16 protein-coding genes are annotated in these 14,835 nt (G+C 66.6%); 6 read left to right on the plus strand and 10 right to left on the minus strand.

Going from position 1 to position 14,835, the window contains the following annotated elements; translation table 11 throughout:
* Positions 1-110: 110 nt before the first annotated feature.
* From B7R22_RS09705 to B7R22_RS09725, 5 genes are all read right to left on the minus strand, one after another.
* Complete coding sequence (locus B7R22_RS09705) at positions 111-908, minus strand: ABC transporter permease (protein WP_253258996.1); 798 nt, start codon at positions 906-908, stop codon at positions 111-113.
* 239 nt (positions 909-1,147) lie between these two features.
* Entirely contained in the window at positions 1,148-2,062 is a 915-nt protein-coding gene (locus B7R22_RS09710; RefSeq protein ID WP_116411539.1) for an ABC transporter permease, read from the minus strand.
* A 3-nt stretch (positions 2,063-2,065) separates the two neighbouring features.
* Positions 2,066-3,268, minus strand: coding sequence for an ABC transporter ATP-binding protein (locus B7R22_RS09715; RefSeq protein ID WP_116411540.1), 1,203 nt, complete (start codon positions 3,266-3,268; stop codon positions 2,066-2,068).
* Complete coding sequence (locus B7R22_RS09720; protein WP_172582292.1) at positions 3,268-4,500, minus strand: ABC transporter substrate-binding protein; 1,233 nt, start codon at positions 4,498-4,500, stop codon at positions 3,268-3,270. The genes B7R22_RS09715 and B7R22_RS09720 overlap by 1 nt, the downstream gene beginning before the upstream one ends.
* A gap of 186 nt (positions 4,501-4,686) precedes the next feature.
* Positions 4,687-5,466 (minus strand): PP2C family protein-serine/threonine phosphatase, encoded by a 780-nt coding sequence (locus tag B7R22_RS09725; protein WP_116411541.1) that lies wholly within the window; start codon positions 5,464-5,466, stop codon positions 4,687-4,689.
* Between the two features lie 216 nt (positions 5,467-5,682).
* On the opposite strand from B7R22_RS09725, the gene B7R22_RS09730 reads away from it, so the two are divergent.
* The 3 genes from B7R22_RS09730 to B7R22_RS09740 all read left to right on the plus strand — a co-directional run bounded on the left by B7R22_RS09730 (position 5,683) and on the right by B7R22_RS09740 (position 9,194).
* On the plus strand, positions 5,683-6,150 hold the full coding sequence (locus tag B7R22_RS09730; RefSeq protein ID WP_116411542.1) for an Lrp/AsnC family transcriptional regulator: 468 nt from the start codon (positions 5,683-5,685) through the stop codon (positions 6,148-6,150).
* Positions 6,151-6,152: 2 nt separating this feature from the next.
* The gene (locus tag B7R22_RS09735) at positions 6,153-7,595 is read left to right on the plus strand and encodes an aspartate aminotransferase family protein (RefSeq protein ID WP_116411543.1); all 1,443 of its coding nucleotides are present in this window, start codon (positions 6,153-6,155) and stop codon (positions 7,593-7,595) included.
* 123 nt (positions 7,596-7,718) lie between these two features.
* Positions 7,719-9,194 (plus strand): NAD(P)/FAD-dependent oxidoreductase, encoded by a 1,476-nt coding sequence (locus B7R22_RS09740; RefSeq protein WP_116411590.1) that lies wholly within the window; start codon positions 7,719-7,721, stop codon positions 9,192-9,194.
* Positions 9,195-9,199: 5 nt separating this feature from the next.
* Here the strand turns inward: B7R22_RS09740 and B7R22_RS09745 are convergent, their stop codons facing one another.
* Positions 9,200-9,721 (minus strand): hypothetical protein, encoded by a 522-nt coding sequence (locus tag B7R22_RS09745; protein WP_116411544.1) that lies wholly within the window; start codon positions 9,719-9,721, stop codon positions 9,200-9,202.
* A 62-nt stretch (positions 9,722-9,783) separates the two neighbouring features.
* On the opposite strand from B7R22_RS09745, the gene B7R22_RS18800 reads away from it, so the two are divergent.
* Complete coding sequence (locus B7R22_RS18800) at positions 9,784-10,053, plus strand: hypothetical protein (RefSeq protein ID WP_147305345.1); 270 nt, start codon at positions 9,784-9,786, stop codon at positions 10,051-10,053.
* A gap of 79 nt (positions 10,054-10,132) precedes the next feature.
* Here B7R22_RS18800 and pdxH read toward each other — a convergent pair whose 3' ends face one another.
* On the minus strand, positions 10,133-10,792 hold the full coding sequence (pdxH, locus tag B7R22_RS09750) for a pyridoxamine 5'-phosphate oxidase (RefSeq protein ID WP_116411545.1): 660 nt from the start codon (positions 10,790-10,792) through the stop codon (positions 10,133-10,135).
* Positions 10,793-10,909: 117 nt separating this feature from the next.
* Here pdxH and B7R22_RS19805 point away from each other — a divergent pair, with 117 nt between their 5' ends.
* Positions 10,910-11,521: a methylated-DNA--[protein]-cysteine S-methyltransferase gene (locus B7R22_RS19805; protein WP_116411546.1), complete on the plus strand. Its 612-nt coding sequence runs from the start codon at positions 10,910-10,912 to the stop codon at positions 11,519-11,521.
* Positions 11,522-11,634: 113 nt separating this feature from the next.
* Positions 11,635-12,246: a DNA-3-methyladenine glycosylase I gene (locus B7R22_RS09760; protein WP_116411591.1), complete on the plus strand. Its 612-nt coding sequence runs from the start codon at positions 11,635-11,637 to the stop codon at positions 12,244-12,246.
* Positions 12,247-12,269: 23 nt separating this feature from the next.
* Here the strand turns inward: B7R22_RS09760 and B7R22_RS09765 are convergent, their stop codons facing one another.
* Genes B7R22_RS09765 through atpD form a run of 3 tightly spaced genes read right to left on the minus strand, consistent with a single transcriptional unit; the run spans position 12,270 to position 14,800 of the window.
* Positions 12,270-13,022 carry a YaaA family protein gene (locus B7R22_RS09765; protein WP_253258991.1) on the minus strand — a complete coding sequence of 251 codons (753 nt, stop codon included), beginning with the start codon at positions 13,020-13,022 and terminating at the stop codon, positions 12,270-12,272.
* A gap of 6 nt (positions 13,023-13,028) precedes the next feature.
* On the minus strand, positions 13,029-13,313 hold the full coding sequence (locus B7R22_RS09770) for a F0F1 ATP synthase subunit epsilon (RefSeq protein ID WP_116411548.1): 285 nt from the start codon (positions 13,311-13,313) through the stop codon (positions 13,029-13,031).
* Between the two features lie 2 nt (positions 13,314-13,315).
* Positions 13,316-14,800 carry a F0F1 ATP synthase subunit beta gene (gene atpD / locus B7R22_RS09775; RefSeq protein WP_116411549.1) on the minus strand — a complete coding sequence of 495 codons (1,485 nt, stop codon included), beginning with the start codon at positions 14,798-14,800 and terminating at the stop codon, positions 13,316-13,318.
* Positions 14,801-14,835: the final 35 nt, after the last annotated feature.

Here is a 14,835-nt window from a genome sequence, read left to right on the forward strand (position 1 = left end):
CCGCCCTCTGACCTCCTCGAGACACCGAAAACTGACGTTCCGAACGCTGGATACCGACAGTTTTCGGTGTTTCGATTGCGGCGGAGGGCGGCCGAGCGGGCGGAGCGGGGTCAGCCGCGGAGGCGGGCGAGGCGCGCAGCGCGCGCGGCCCGCGTCACCTGCGCGACCACGACGATCACGATCGCCAGGATGAAGACGGCCGACGCCACCACGTTCGCCTCCGCCGGGATGCCGCGCGCAGCCGCGATGTAGATGAACTTCGGGAAGGTGTCCACGGCCCCCGAGTTGAAGTTGGTGATGATGAAGTCGTCGAAGCTGAGCGCGAACGAGAGCAGGGCTGCCGCCGCGATCCCGGGCAGCAGCAGGGGGAACGTGATGCGCCAGAATACCGCCACGGGCGATCCGTAGAGGTCACGCCCGGCCTCCTCGAGCGCCGGGTCGAGGGACGCCACCCGCGCCTTCACCGTGACCACCACGAAGCTGATGCAGAACATCGTGTGCGCGATGATGATCGTCGCGAGCCCCTTATTGACCCCCAGCGACAGGAACTGCGCCGCGAGCCCCGCCCCCAGCACCACTTCGGGCGTCGCCATCGGCAGGAACAACAGAAGCGAGATCGCCGACCGCGCCCGGAACCGGTAACGCACCAGCGCGATTGCGATCGCGGTCCCGAGGGCGGTAGCCAGCACCGTCGCGACCACTCCGACCAGGATGCTGTTGGCGAACGCCTCGCAGACACCCTGCGCCGCGCAGACGTTCGTCCACTTGTCGAGGGTGAAACCCTGCCACGCGATGTTCAGCTTGCCCGAATTGTTGAACGAGAACACGAAGGTGTACGCGATCGGGATCAGCAGGAACAGCAGCGCCAGCGCCGTGTAGACCGGCAGCCCGAGCCCCCGGAACCGGATGCCGCGGCGGCGCCCCGGCGCAGCCGCACCGCGCCCACCGCCCGCACCCGGACCCGCCACCGGAGCCTCGAGCTCCCGCGCGATGCCGCCGGGCGACGCCGTCGCCAGCCGCGATGCTCCGTGAGCCGATTCTGCGGACAGCGACCAGGTGACGTCGGCCCCTGTCGCAGACGCACCGCCAGACACCCCCCGCGCCCGCGGCTTCGTCCACGACGGTGCGCCCGACACCGACTCCGCACTCATATCAGGTCCTCCGTTCCGGCCCGCCGCACATAGAAGCCCACGATGATCAGGATGACCGCCATCAGCACGATCGACAGCGCTGCGGCCACCGGATAGTTCTGCGTCACGAGAAAGTTCGACTCGATCGCATTTCCCACCATCGACGTCTGCGCCGATCCGAGGAAGTCTCCTGACGCGTTGATGTAGTCGCCGGCGGCCGGGATGAACGTCAGCAGTGTTCCCGACACGATCCCAGGCAGCGACAGCGGAACCGTGATCTTCCGGAAGGTCGTGAACGGCGACGCGTAGAGGTCGTTGCCCGCCTCGATGAAGCGCACATCCAACCGTTCGAGCGTCGCGTACAGCGGCAGCGTCATGAACGGTATGAAGTTGTACGTCAGCCCGAAGATCACGGCGAAGGGCGTGCCCGTGATGTGCCCGTCCGACGGGAAGATCGAGAGCGCCTTTAGACCCACCACAATCGGTCCCTCGTCGCTCATGATCTGCTTCCAGGCGAGCGTCCGCAGCAGGAAACTGATGAAGAACGGCGCGATCACGAGTGTCAGCAGCAGGCTCTGCACGAGCGGGAAGCCGCGCACCTTCACCCCGATGAAGTACGCCAGCGGGTAGCTGATCACCAGTGCGAGCAGTGTCGCCAGCAGCGCGTATCCGAACGCCCGCAGGATGAGCGGCAGGTACTGAACCACACTGTCGGTGTAGTTCGACCACTGAAATCCTGCACTGTACTGCCCGATGTCCCCGTTGATCACCGGTTGCTGGAACGACGTGAACACCAGCGAGATCAGCGGCGTGATGAAGAACAGCAGCAGGTACAGGATGCCCGGAAGCAGCAGCACGAGGGCGATCCAGCTGCGGCGGCGAACGACCGGCCCTGCCGCAGCCGGTGTGGACGCGAACGCCGAGAACGCCACGCCTCAGGCCTTCACCGTCGTCAGAGCGGACGTGGCGACGTCGCCATCGGCACCCGCGGCGGACGCGGCATCCGCGACACCCGCAGCCGCCTCGGCGGGAGAGTCTTCGAGGCCGAAGCCGTGCTCGACGTTCCAGCTCACCCACACCTCGGCGCCGACGTGCACCACCGGCCCGAACACCATGTTCTGCGCGAACACGATCACGTCCCCGATCCCCGGCACGGCGATCGTGTACTGCGTGCTCACCCCGCTGAACGACACGTCGATGACGCGCCCCGGCCCGAGCACGTTGACGCCGGATGACGGCGCGGCAGGAGGAGCCGTCAGCAGCAGCAGCTTCTCCGGCCGCACACCGACGGTGACCGTCCCTGAGCGGCGCGGGGCGCGGGCGGAAGGGATGACCAGCTGCTGCCCGGCGCTGGCAACAGTGAGAGCATCCGGAGTCGACGAGACGACCTCGCCCGTGAACAGGTTCGACTGCCCGAGGAAGTTCGCAACGAAAGCCGTGCGAGGCAGCTCGTAGAGCTCCTCGGGCGCGCCCATCTGCTCGATCTCGCCCCGGTTCATCACCGCGATCGTGTCGGCCATGGTCATGGCCTCCTCCTGGTCGTGGGTGACGTGCAGGAACGTCAGCCCCACCTCGGTCTGGATGTCCTTCAGCTCGAGCTGCATCTGCCGGCGGAGCTTCAGGTCGAGCGCGCCGAGCGGTTCGTCGAGCAGCAGCAGCGCCGGCCGATTGACCACGGCACGGGCGAGCGCCACGCGCTGCTGCTGCCCGCCCGAGAGCTGGGCCGGCCGACGCGCGGCGAGGTGATCGAGTTCGACCAGCCGGAGCGCCTCGTGCGCCTTCTCGAGCGGGGACGCGATCCCCCGCCGACGGAGCCCGAACGCGACGTTCTCGAGCACACTCATGTGCGGGAACAGCGCATAGGACTGGAACACTGTGTTCACCGGCCGCTGGAACGACTTCGTCGACGTCACATCCTTGCCGCCGATGACGATGCGCCCGGCCGTGGGCTCCTCGAGCCCCGCCACCAGCCGGAGAGTGGTCGTCTTGCCGCAGCCCGAGGGCCCGAGAAGGGCGAAGAACGACCCCGCAGGGATGAACAGATCCAGTGACCGGATCGCGGTGAAGCCCGGAAACGTCTTGGTGATGCCGACGAGTTCGAGGTCGGCGCCCTTCTCGGCAAAAGTCCCTGCGGCCATCAGCTGCCCAGCAGCACTTTCTGGAACTGCGCCCCGAAGTCGTTCTCCTCCTGCGCGGAAAGCGTGCGGAAGACGTGCACGCTCGACAGGGTGTCGGCATCCGGGAAGATCAACTGGTTCGTCGCGAGCTCGGGGTCGATGGCATCCATCGCCTCCTTCGCTCCGTCGACCGGGCTGATGTAGTTCACCCAGGCGGCCAGGGTCGCGGCGACCTCGGGCTCGTAGTAGTAGTTCATGACCGACTCGGCATTCGCCTTGTGAGCCGACCCCATCGGAACCACGAAGGTGTCGTTCCAGAGCGTTCCACCCGAATCCGGGATCGCGAACTGCCACTTGTCGCCGGCCGTCGCGTTCAGCGAGGTGATGTCGCCCGACCAGCAGATCGCGGCGTAGGTGTCCTCGCTCTGCAGGTCGTTCAGGTACTGGTTGCCCTTGATGTTGCGGATCTGGCCCTCGGAGACATGCTTGGTGAAGACGTCCATCGCGTTGGTGAACTTGTCATCCGCCCAGTCGCCCGTGATGTCGGTGCCCTGGTTGAGCATGATCAGGCCGATCGTGTCGCGCATCTCGCTGAGCACACCCACGCGACCCTTGAGGTCGGCGCTCCACAGGTCGTCGATCGACTTCAGACCGTTCGGCACCTTCTCCTTGTTCCAGCAGATTCCGGCGAAGCCGCCCTGCCACGGCACGCTCTTCGCGCGCCCCGGGTCGAAGTCGGGGTTCGCGAACGACGCATTCATGTTCGCGAGGTTCGGCATGTTGGCATGGTCGAGATCCTGGATGTAGCCCAGGCGCACGAGGCGGGAGACCATCCAGTCGGTGAGACACACGGTGTCGGCACCGATGTCCTGGCCGAGGGCGAGCTGGTCCTTCACCTTGGCGTAGTACGTGTTGTTGTCGTCGACCGCCACGTTGTACGTCACGTCGAGGCCGGTCTGAGTGCGGAAGGCGTCGAGGGTGGGGTTGGCACCTGCGTCGTCTTCGTCCATGTAGCCCGGCCAGTTGTCCCAGATCAGCGTCTTCTGCGTGGCAGAGAGATCGGCGGCCGGCGTGAGGGCCTTCTGGGTGGCGGTGACGGGTGCGCACGCGGCGAGGGCCAGCGCCCCTGCACCGAGCCCCACCGCGCCGAGGAAGCCCCGGCGAGTGAGGTTCAGCTGGCGCGCACGCTGCATCGCCTGCGAGTGGCGGATGGCTTGGATGAGCATCGGGTCCTGCGGGCGTTCAAGCGGCATCGGTTCTGCACTCCCTCAAAATCGGTGATCCCGATACTGGCACAGCACCGCACCGCCATGGGGTGAAAGCGTCGAAAAGCACCATCACGAAACACAATCTTCACGAATTCCGTTCCGGAATCGCGAGATCACGCGCGGGAAGGTCTGTGGGCTCAGCGGCACACTGCGCCCAGCAGCTCTGTGCGCTCAGCGACTCACATCGATGACCAGCACGGTCACGTTGTCTCGTCCGCCGTTCGTTAGTGCGGCATCCACCAGCCCGGCCGCCGCCACGTCGGGCGTCGACGACTGCTCGAGGAAGTGCGCGATGCCGTGGTCGGTCAGCTCCTTCGTGAGCCCGTCGCTGCAGACCAGGATGCGCTGGCCCTCCAGCACGTCGAGCAGGGAGTAATCGGGCACCGGCTTCTCATGGAAGCCGACCGCCCGCGTGATGATGTTGCTGTCCGGGTGGGTCTCAGCCTGTTCGGCAGTGATGAGCCCGGCATCCACCAGTTCCTGCACTACGGAGTGGTCGACGGTCACGCGTTCGAGCGCCCCGTTCAGATACTGGTAGACGCGGGAGTCGCCGATGTTGAACACGGCCCAGCGGGGCAGCTCGTCGACGAGGGTGAGGGCGACCCCGGTGACGGTGGTTCCCGTGCCGAGCACGTTTGCATCGCCCACGACGTCGATGTCGGCGAGGGCAAGGGTCAGCGCCCCGTCGATGATGTCGGCACTCGTGAAGCTCTCTCCCTGAACCTCACCGAGTCTTGTGACGACGGCGGCGCTGGCGATGTCGCCGGCCTCGTGCCCTCCCATGCCATCGGCGACCGCGAAGATGGGCGGCACCGCGGCCACGCTGTCCTCGTTGACCTTGCGCTTCTTGCCGACGTCGGTCAGCGCGCACCACGAGACGGTGAACGCGGCTTCGGAGCCCTGGGGCGTGGTGACGCGGATGCGCCCTGTACTGTCGCCGATCTGCGTCACGCCGGAGGTCTTTCTCTACGGGCTGCGTTTCGGGGCAACAGCCATACCGATCAAGACTAGACGATCGGCCCGTTGCGGCGCGGCGGCCCGGCATGGCCTCAGCGACGCGCACGGCGGCGGCCCATGGCCACCCCTCGCGGTGGATTTCGTGGGTCCTATGCGGGTTCTGCTACGGATCCGCTTGCAGATCCGTCTATCGACTGACACAATCGGGCCATGAGCCCCAAGCCCCGCCCTGCCCCGCTCGACGCGACCGCGAAAGCGATCATCGAGCAGCTGCAGAGCGATGGTCGTCGATCCTACGCAGAGATCGGCAAAGCGGTGGGTCTGAGCGAAGCTGCGGTGCGCCAGCGCGTGCAGAAGCTGACCGATGCCGGCGTCATGCAGATCGTCGCCGTCACCGACCCCCTCCAGCTCGGTTTCTACCGCCAGGCGATGATCGGCGTGAAGGTGACGGGCGACACCCGCATCGTCGCGGATGCCCTGGCCGCCCTTCCCGCCGTCGACTACGTCGTGCTCACCGCCGGCACTTTCGACCTGCTGATCGAGGTCGTCTGCGAGAACGACGAAGACCTCATCACCCTTCTGAACTCGGAGATCCGCACCCTTCCGGGGGTCATCTCGACCGAGACTTTCGTCTACCTGAAGCTGCACAAGCAGCTCTACAACTGGGGAACACGGTAACCATGACACTCACACCCACGCCCGTCACGCCCAACACCTCCTCGTCGGCGGTCTCCGACCCGGGGCTGTCGTCGAAGTTCGACGAGGCCGACCTGCAGCAGAAGGCCAAAGACCACCTCTGGATGCACTTCGCCCGCCAGTCGGTCATGGAGGACGGTGCCGGCGTGCCCATCATCGTCAAGGGCGAAGGCCACCACATCTGGGACTCCACCGGCAAGAAGTACATCGACGGTCTCTCCGGGCTCTTCGTGGTGAACGCCGGCCACGGGCGGCAGCGTCTGGCCGAGGTGGCGGCGAAGCAGGCCGCTGAGCTGTCGTTCTTCCCCCTCTGGTCGTACGCGCATCCGGCTGCCATCGAACTCGCCGACAGACTGGCCGGTTACGCGCCCGGCGACCTGAACCGCGTCTTCTTCTCCACGGGCGGCGGCGAAGCCGTCGAGACGGCATTCAAACTCGCCAAGTACTACTGGAAGCTGCAGGGCCGCCCCACCAAGCACAAAGTCATCTCCCGTGCGGTGGCCTACCACGGCACGTCGCAGGGGGCGCTGGCGATCACCGGCATCCCCGCGATGAAGGAGATGTTCGAACCGGTGACTCCCGGCGGCTTCCGTGTGCCGAACACGAACTTCTACCGCGCATCCGAGCACGCCGATGATCTGACGGCCTTCGGACAGTGGTCGGCGAACCGCATCGAAGAGATGATCCTGTTCGAGGGTCCGGAGACGGTGGCCGCGGTCTTCCTCGAGCCGGTGCAGAACTCGGGTGGATGTTTCCCCCCTCCCCCCGGCTACTTCAAGCGCGTGCGTGAGATCTGCGACCAGTACGACGTGCTGCTGGTGAGCGACGAGGTGATCTGTGCCTTCGGCCGCATCGGCCACATGTTCGCCTGCGACGAGTACGGCTACGTGCCCGACATGATCACCTGCGCGAAGGGCATGACGAGCGGATACTCCCCCATCGGTGCGACGATCGTGTCGGATCGGGTGTATGAGCCGTTCAAGCACGGCCATGCCTCGTTCTCGCACGGCTACACGTTCGGTGGGCATCCGGTGTCCGCCGCGGTGGCGCTCGAGAACCTCGACATCTTCGAGGAGGAGAAGCTGAACGAACGCGTGCGGACGCTGTCGCCGGCCTTCCGTTCGACGCTCGAGCGCCTCAACGACCTGCCGATCGTCGGCGACGTGCGGGGCGACGGGTACTTCTTCGGCATTGAGCTCGTGAAGGACAAGGCGACGAAGGAGACGTTCGACGACGACGAGTCGGAGCGGCTGCTGCGCGGCTTCCTCTCCCGCGCTCTCTTCGATGCCGGCCTGTACTGCCGGGCCGACGACCGGGGCGATCCGGTCATCCAGCTCGCGCCGCCGCTCACCGTGGGCCAGCCCGAGTTCGACGAGATCGAGGGCATCCTCCGCGGGGTGCTGACGGAGGCGTGGGCGCGCCTCTGACCCGCCCGCGCCCTCGCCACCCCAGCCGCACGTGAGACAGCTGCCACCTGGTGAGACTCTCATGCGGATCTCACCAGGTCACACCCATCTCACGAATGCCCCACCACCATGAAGGAGCGTGCCATGAACTTCTGGGACGAGAGGGCGCCGGGAGCGGCCCCGGATGCCCGTGCCGACCGTTCGGCGGCGACATCCGACCTGGCTGCCAGCGTCTGCATCATCGGAGCAGGCCTCACCGGGCTCTGGACCGCCTACTACCTCGCTAAGGCCGACCCGTCGCTTGCGATCGTCGTTCTGGAGAAGGAGACCGTCGGGTTCGGAGCCTCCGGGCGGAATGGTGGCTGGTGCTCAGCGCTGTTCCCGCGTTCGGCGGCATCACTCGAACGCACGCACGAATTCGACGCCGCCGTCGCGATGCGCTCCGCGATGGTCGCGACCGTCGCGGAGGTGGGCCGCGTGACCGCGCTCGAGGGCATCGACTGCGACTTCGCGCAGGGTGGCACGCTCACGTTCGCAATGAGTCCCGTGCAGGTCGCAGCGGCGCACGCCGAGGTGGAGGAGGCGGACCGCTTCGGAGTCGACCGACTGACGTACACGTCGTTCGTGGGCGGCGGCCTGCACAACTCAGCTTCCTCCGCGACCGCCGCCGCGCCCACGACGGGGACAGCAGGCCATCCGGCAGGAGCCCTCGGCGCCACCCACGACCCCGCCTGCGCGCGGCTGCACCCGGGAAAGCTCGTGCACGGACTCGCGGCAGTCGTCCAGCGTCTCGGCGTGCGCATTCACGAACACACCGAGGTCGTGTCGTGGGTGCCGGGCCACGTCACCTTCCGGGCGGCATCGGCCGCGACATCCAGCACCGGCGCCGGCACCGGCACCGGCACAGTCGCCGCTGACCGCATCGTCATCGCCACCGAGGCCTATGGCGCCAAGCTGCCCGGCGTCGGACGCCGCATCCTCCCCCTCTACTCGCTGATGATCGCGACCGAGCCGCTACCCGACACGTTCTGGGAGTCTGCCGGCATCGCCCACGGCAACACCTTCAGCGACTACCGTCACCTGCTGATCTACGGCCAGCGCACCGCCGACAACCGGTTTGCGTTCGGCGGACGTGGCGCCCGTTATCACTGGGGGTCGAGCATCCGGCCCTCCTATGACACCGTGGAGCGGGTGTTCGACCACCTCCGTGACACGCTGGTCGACCTGTTCCCCGACGCGTTCGACGCGGAGGTGACCCACCGCTGGGGCGGGCCGATCGGTGTGCCACGCGACTGGCATGCCTCCGCCTCGTTCAACCCCCGCACCGGGATCGCGTACGCGGGCGGCTACGTCGGCGACGGCCTCAGCACCACGAACCTTGCGGGCCGCACCCTCACCGCCCTGATGACCGGCAACGACCCGAGCCTCGCCGCGCCCGGTGCCGACCTCCGCACACTGCCGTGGGTGAACCACCTCTCGCCGCGCTGGGAGCCTGAGCCCCTCCGGTTCCTGGGCACCAACCTCGGCCTCGCGTCGGCCGACCTTGCCGACCGGGAGGAACGGATGACCGGCCGCCCGTCACGCACCGCGCTCCTTCTCGGGCCCCTCACCGGCCACTGAAAAGCTCAGTCACCGCCGAGGTCTTTTTTGTCGAGATACTCGAGGATGAACCGATCGAACCTGCACTGGCTGCTCACATCGCTTTCCTCCAATTCGACCACTAGGCCCACGAGCGGAAGATAGACGGCACCGGGATCCTCCCTCAGGTCGTAGAAGTACGAGTGCGCGAAGTATTGGGCACCAACCGTCGGTCTGACAGCTCGACGACGAATAACCTCGCAGCAGAGGGCGCATCGCAACTCCGCATCCCTGCGGCGGTCGGTCGAATACCAGTCCAGTCCCAGCTCTGTCATCGCGCCATTGAACGCTTCCTGTATCTCGCGTCGATCGTCGTGCCGCGACAGTCCGGCGAGCAAAGCCATTTTGTCCGTCGAAAAGCCCGACGCCAGAAGTTCCGCAGCAAGCCCGGGCACAGTCGGCGTATCGTGCGGCCACCACAGCCACTCTCTTGCCAGGTTCGCCAACACGTTGGCCTGAACTTCGTCGATGACTCTTCCGAGTCGCGCCTCGACAAGTGTTTTCAGCATGTTCTCATGCTACGACAGGTGAGAATAAATCGTTGTTGCGATCGTATTTCTGTGCTCTTCCCATGTGTCTGCAATATCTCGTTCCGCGTTCCTTGCCGCACGCGCAGCGCTCACGGGGCGTCTGCTCCTCGAGTAGCGAAGTCGGGGCTGCAGTCGGGTCACCGTCCAGCCTCGAGGCGCGTCGCCGCTCCGCTCACAGATCACGCGGTTGTGTTGGCACCAACCTCCGCCTCGCCTCGGCCGACCTGGCCGACCTGGCCGACCGCGAAGAGCGGATGACCGACCGCCCGTCGCGCACTGCGTACCTGCTCGGGCCGCTCACCGGCTACTGACCCCGCATCACGTCAGCCGCTGCGCTGCACCGCCAACCGTCCGCGCCGCATCCGGCTCATGCCTCAGAGCTGCAGGGCGTCAGGGCTGCAGGCGCGTCACCGTCCAGCCGGCCGCCGAGCCGGGATCGCGAGCGTACACGAGCCGGTCGTGTAGTCGCGAGGTACGGCCCTTCCAGAACTCGATGCGCCGGGGCGCCAGCAGGTACCCGCCCCAGTGCACCGGACGCTCGACGGGCAGTTCCTCACCACTGGGTCCCGTGAAGCGGGCGGTGAGCTCGGCGACCCTCTGCTCGAGCCCGGCACGCGAGACGACAGGCCGCGACTGGTGGCTGGTTGCAGCGGCGAGCTGCGATCCACGGGGGCGACTCGCGAAGTAGGCGTCGCTCTCTGCCGCGCTCAGCCTGGACACCTCGCCCTGCACGATCACCTGCCGATGCACTGGATACCACGGGAACAAGAGCGTCGCCGCGGGAGTCGAGGCTAGCGCCCGGCCCTTTTCTGACGAATAGTTCGAGTAGAAGGAGAAGCCTCGGGCGTCCACTCCGCGGAGCAGCACCGTGCGGCTGCTGGGCACACCCTCGGCGTCCACGGTGCCAAGGACCATCGCGTTCGGTTCTTCGACCCCCGCAGCCTCGGCCTCGGCGAGCCACGTCGTGAACTGCACGAACGGATCGGCGTCGAGACCGGCCTCGTCGAGCGGAAGGTCGCCGTAGTCGTGGTGCTCTGCAAGGGAATCCATGGTGTGGTCAACGGTACCTCGCGCACCTTCTCGTCAACAGGAGGCTCCTTCACCCGGGTTGTCCACAGAGTGCAGTGCACGGCCCCCCAAGCTCTCTCCCGGCGATACAGTCGAGCCATGACCGCAACACCACTCACCGCGCCACCCGCTACCGCACCACCATCCACCGCACCAGAGCCCGCCGCGCGACGACCCGTTGCGCCGCGAGCCACCGCCTCACGACCTGCTGGCTCGCTCCCCACGCCGCTGTTCATCGCCCGTACCGACAGCCCCCTTGGGCGACTCGAAATCACAGCGACCAACCACGGCATCGCGTCGCTCTCGATCGAGCGGGCCGGGATGCTCCCCCACGACGATCTCGCCGAACACCGCAGCCCTTTTCTCGACGACGCCCTCCAGCAACTCAGCGAGTACTTCGCCGGGTCCCGCACCGAATTCTCGGTGGCGCTCGACGTCGCGGGCACACCCTTCCAGCGCGATATCTGGCATCAACTGTCGCTGGTGGGCTGGGGCGAGGCACTCTCCTACGGTGAGCTCGGGCTGGCTGCCGGGCGCCCCGGATCGGGGAGGGCGGTCGGAGGTGCCGTCGGTGCGAACCCGGTGCCCATCCTCGTCGGCTGCCATCGTGTTCTGGCCTCCAACCGGCGCCTCACGGGTTATAGCGCCGGCAACGGCCTGCCCACCAAGATCTGGCTGCTCGAGCACGAACGTATCGAGCACCACGCGTGACCGCCGACATCGGGCAAGGCGGGACGGCGGCGGCGCCGTCGCCGGTAGCGGCAGCCGGACGGACCGCGCTCGGCGCTCCTCCCGCGCCTGACCGACCCTCTCGGTCAGCGCTCATCGTCGGTACCGACGAACTGCCGCGCTGCGCCTGGGCCGGCTCAGACGCAGAGTATCAGCGGTACCACGACGAGGAGTGGGGCACACCCCTCCACACCGACCAGAAGGTGTTCGAGAAGATCAGCCTCGAAGGCTTCCAGGCCGGACTCTCCTGGATCACCATCCTCCGGCGTCGCCCGGCCTTTCGAACGGCATTCAGCAACTTCGACATCGACGCTGTGGCAGCCTTCGACGAGGCCGACGTGGAACGTCTCGTCACCGACGCCTCGATCATCCGACACCGAGGCAAGATCACCGCTGTCATCAACAACGCCCGCATCACGCAGAACCTGATCGCCGAGCAGGGCGCTGGCGCGCTCGATCGCCTGCTCTGGGCCTCTGTGCCCGCCATCCCCGCGCCGCGCCCCCGCAGCCTGGAGGACTTCGTCGCCACCACCCCCGAGTCGACCGCCCTCAGCAAGACACTCCGCGCCCTCAGCTTCCGCTTCGTCGGCCCCACGACGATGTACGCCCTCATGCAGTCCGCCGGTGTCGTCGACGACCATGTGGAGGGCTGCTTCCGCGCATCGATGGGGCAGTTCCGGCCCGCAGAGACAATTCTCGGGGCCTGAACTGCCCACTCGATCGAAGGCGGTCAGACGGTAAGCGAGAGCTCGGCGGGGCCCGAGATGCGAAGGTCGAAACCGGCCAGGGCCGCCCACACGACGAGGTCGTCGACCGAGAAGAAGTCCTCGCCCGCGAGGACGAGGGCACGTGTCAGCTCGCCCTTCGCCTTCTTGTTGAAGTGGTTCAGGGCGCGGCGCGAGCCGTCGGGCCCCATGGTGAACACTCGCAGCAAGTACGAGTTCGGGCGAGCATCCACCGGCCCGAGGGCCACGTACCCCTCCGAGCGGAAGTCGAGCAGCAGGCCCGGATGCCTGGCCAACGCATCGGAGGCGGCCAGGACCCAGTGCTTCTTCAGCGACGTTGCGGCCAGACCGGGAACTCGCGAATCGTGCGAGAGCCGGTAGGCGGGGATGCGGTCACCCGCGAGGAGCGGGCCGAACAGTGCCGAGTGCACCCCGACGTGCGCGAACGCGAACGAGCGAGCGGCGGCCGGGAGAGAGGGTGCATCGAGCCCGTCGAACACGACCCCGGTGTAGCGGTCGAGCGCGGGCCTGGTCGGCGACAGCGTCAACCGGCGGTTCCGCGCCACCTCGACGGCGGCCAGGCCTGGCGACAACTTGAGCGCAGCGGCCGAAGCATCCGCGTCCCGCGCAAGTGTGCGCACCGCACGAACGAGTTCGGCCCGACGCGTCTTCAGCTTCGGAAAGCTGAGCGAAGACAGGTCGAGCCGATCATCCGTGCCGCCGTCCCTCTTCGTTTCGGAGGGAGGAAGCAGTATCAACAACTGTTATGAAACCAACTCTGCCGCACGGGCCACGATGGTGACCCTGTCGTTCTCGACCGAGAGGAAACCCTCGTTGGCACGGGCAACGATGCGCTTGCCATCGGCCAGCGTCACGCGTACCTCGCCCTCGGACAGGATCGCCAGCAGGGGCTCGTGCCCGCGCAGGATACCGATCTCGCCCTCGGTCGTCTTCGCGATGACCTGCGTCGCGTCGCCCGACCACACTTCGTGGTCGGCCGACACGACGCTGACCTGCAGCGGCGCGGCAGCGCCGGTGACGTCAGCCATGTCTAGCCGTCTTCCTTCTGGATCTGAGCCCACTTCTCTTCGACGTCGTTGATACTTCCGACGTTGAAGAAGGCCTGCTCGGCCACGTGGTCGAACTCGCCGTTGGCGATGGCCGTGAATGACTCGATCGTGTCCTTCAGCGGAACCGTCGAACCCTCGACACCGGTGAACTTCTTCGCCATGTAGGTGTTCTGCGACAGGAACTGCTGGATGCGGCGTGCCCGCGAAACGGTGATCTTGTCTTCTTCAGAGAGCTCGTCGACACCGAGGATCGCGATGATCTCCTGGAGTTCCTTGTTCTTCTGCAGGATCGCCTTGACTCGAACGGCCGTGTTGTAGTGATCCTCACCCAGGTAGCGGGGGTCGAGGATGCGGCTGGTCGAGGTCAGCGGGTCGACGGCCGGGTAGAGACCGCGCGACGCGATCTCACGGGAGAGCTCGGTCGTCGCGTCGAGGTGCGCGAAGGTGGTCGCCGGAGCCGGGTCGGTGTAGTCGTCGGCAGGCACGTAGATGGCCTGGAGCGACGTGATCGAGTGACCACGCGTCGAGGTGATGCGCTCCTGGAGCACACCCATCTCGTCGGCGAGGTTCGGCTGGTAACCCACGGCGGAAGGCATGCGGCCCAGCAGGGTCGAGACCTCCGAACCGGCCTGCGTGAAGCGGAAGATGTTGTCGATGAAGAGCAGAACGTCCTGCTTCTGCACGTCGCGGAAGTACTCCGCCATCGTCAGCGCCGACAGGGCGACGCGGAGACGCGTTCCCGGCGGCTCGTCCATCTGGCCGAACACAAGCGCCGTCTTGTCGAAGACGCCCGCCTCCTCCATCTCCATGATGAGGTCGTTGCCCTCACGGGTGCGCTCACCGACACCGGCGAACACCGACACGCCACCGTGGTCCTGCGCAACACGCTGGATCATCTCCTGGATGAGAACGGTCTTGCCGACACCGGCGCCTCCGAAGAGGCCGATCTTTCCACCCTGCACATACGGCGTCAGGAGGTCGATGACCTTGATACCGGTCTCGAACAGAGTCGTCTTCGACTCGAGCTGGTCGAAGGCCGGGGGCTTCCGGTGGATGGGCCAACGCTCGGTGATCTCGATCTTCTCACCGTTCATGGTTCCGTCGGCGTCAGCGTTCAGAACCTCTCCGATGACGTTGAAGACCTTGCCCTTGGTGACGTCGCCGACGGGCACCGAGATGGGTGCTCCGGTGTCGGTGACCTCCTGGCCGCGAACGAGACCGTCGGTCGGGTTCAGGGCGATGGCGCGGACGAGGTCGTCACCGAGGTGCTGGGCGACCTCGAACGTGATCGGGGTCACCACGCCTTCGATGGTGACAGTCGACTTCAGGGCGTTGTAGATACCGGGAATCGCATCGTGCGGAAACTCGATGTCAACGACGGGGCCGGTGACCCGGGCGATGCGGCCGATGCCGGCAGCCTTCGCCGAGGCTACAGCTGGCTCAGTGGCTGTTGCTGTCGGTGTCATGCTTCTCTCTCTTCTAACGTTTCGAAAAAACTGTC

This window comes from Subtercola boreus, assembly GCF_003399635.1.
Lineage (GTDB): Bacteria > Actinomycetota > Actinomycetes > Actinomycetales > Microbacteriaceae > Subtercola > Subtercola boreus_B.

What these genes read in the sequence shown, in the direction of transcription:
- B7R22_RS09730 (WP_116411542.1), top strand. Translation starts at nt 5,683, where the DNA reads ATGAGCCCCAAGCCCCGCCCTGCCCCGCTCGACGCGACCGCGAAAGCG.
- B7R22_RS09770 (WP_116411548.1), bottom strand. Translation starts at nt 13,313, where the DNA reads ATGGCTGACGTCACCGGCGCTGCCGCGCCGCTGCAGGTCAGCGTCGTG.
- B7R22_RS09735 (WP_116411543.1), top strand. Translation starts at nt 6,153, where the DNA reads ATGACACTCACACCCACGCCCGTCACGCCCAACACCTCCTCGTCGGCG.
- B7R22_RS09745 (WP_116411544.1), bottom strand. Translation starts at nt 9,721, where the DNA reads ATGCTGAAAACACTTGTCGAGGCGCGACTCGGAAGAGTCATCGACGAA.
- pdxH (WP_116411545.1), bottom strand. Translation starts at nt 10,792, where the DNA reads ATGGATTCCCTTGCAGAGCACCACGACTACGGCGACCTTCCGCTCGAC.
- B7R22_RS19805 (WP_116411546.1), top strand. Translation starts at nt 10,910, where the DNA reads ATGACCGCAACACCACTCACCGCGCCACCCGCTACCGCACCACCATCC.
- B7R22_RS09720 (WP_172582292.1), bottom strand. Translation starts at nt 4,500, where the DNA reads ATGCCGCTTGAACGCCCGCAGGACCCGATGCTCATCCAAGCCATCCGC.
- B7R22_RS09715 (WP_116411540.1), bottom strand. Translation starts at nt 3,268, where the DNA reads ATGGCCGCAGGGACTTTTGCCGAGAAGGGCGCCGACCTCGAACTCGTC.
- B7R22_RS09740 (WP_116411590.1), top strand. Translation starts at nt 7,719, where the DNA reads ATGAACTTCTGGGACGAGAGGGCGCCGGGAGCGGCCCCGGATGCCCGT.
- B7R22_RS18800 (WP_147305345.1), top strand. Translation starts at nt 9,784, where the DNA reads ATGTGTCTGCAATATCTCGTTCCGCGTTCCTTGCCGCACGCGCAGCGC.
- atpD (WP_116411549.1), bottom strand. Translation starts at nt 14,800, where the DNA reads ATGACACCGACAGCAACAGCCACTGAGCCAGCTGTAGCCTCGGCGAAG.